The following is a 1,209-nucleotide window of genomic DNA, read 5'->3' on the forward strand; positions in this document are numbered from 1 at the left end:
TCGCGGAAGTCGTTGGCCAGGAACATGTCACCGAGCCGCTATCGACTGCGCTGACAGCGAACCGGATCAACCACGCGTATCTGTTCTCCGGGCCGCGCGGCTGCGGCAAGACCTCCTCGGCCCGCATCCTGGCCCGCTCGCTCAACTGCGAGCAGGGGCCCACGCCCACACCGTGTGGGGTGTGCGATTCGTGCGTCGCATTGGCGCCGAACGGTCCGGGCAACGTCGACGTCGTCGAGCTCGACGCGGCCAGCCACGGCGGTGTGGACGACACCCGTGAATTGCGGGACCGGGCGTTCTACGCGCCGGCCCAGTCGCGGTACCGGATCTTCATCGTCGACGAGGCGCACATGGTCACCACGGCCGGCTTCAACGCGCTGCTCAAGATCGTCGAGGAGCCGCCCGAGCACCTGATCTTCGTCTTCGCCACCACCGAGCCGGAGAAGGTGCTGCCGACCATCCGGTCGCGCACGCATCACTACCCGTTCCGGCTGTTGGCCCCGCGCACCATGCGGCCGCTGCTGGAGAGAATCTGTGGCGACGAGAACGTGACCGTTGATGACGCGGTGTACCCGCTGGTCATCCGCGCCGGCGGGGGTTCACCCCGCGACACCCTGTCGGTGCTCGATCAGCTGTTGGCCGGCTCCGAGCAGGGGGCCAACGGCAGCCACATCACGTATCAACGGGCGCTGGCCCTGCTGGGCGCCACCGACATGGCGCTCATCGACGACGCGGTCGAGGCCTTGGCCGCCGGCGATGCGGCTGCCCTGTTCGGTGCGGTGGAGTCCGTGATCGACGCCGGTCACGATCCCCGACGCTTCGCCACCGATCTGCTGGAGCGCTTCCGCGACTTGATCGTGCTGCAGGCCGTGCCTGACGCGGTCACTCGTGGTGTGGTCGACGCCCCGACCGACGTCTTGGAACGGATGCGTGAGCAGGCCGCCAAGCTCGGAGCGGCCACGCTGACCCGCTATGCCGAGGTGGTGCACGCCGGGCTCGGCGAGATGCGTGGTGCCACCGCCCCGCGGCTGCTGCTGGAAGTGGTGTGCGCGCGATTACTGCTGCCCTCGGCGCATGACACCGAGTCGGCGCTGCTGCAGCGCATCGAACGCATCGAGACCCGGCTGGACATGTCGATTCCGGCGGGTGAGGCGTCGGCGTCGGCGCCGCGTCCGGCCGAACCGGTCAAGACCTTCGTGCGGCGCAGCC

At 69.1% G+C, this 1,209-nt stretch carries 1 protein-coding gene; it reads left to right on the top strand.

Annotated elements, in window-relative coordinates; genetic code table 11:
• The coding region (locus A5699_RS15275) for a DNA polymerase III subunits gamma/tau (protein ID WP_157561278.1) at positions 1-1,209 on the top strand (1,209 nt) is incomplete at both ends.

Source organism: Mycobacterium sp. E802 (genome assembly GCF_001666875.1).
GTDB lineage: Bacteria > Actinomycetota > Actinomycetes > Mycobacteriales > Mycobacteriaceae > Mycobacterium.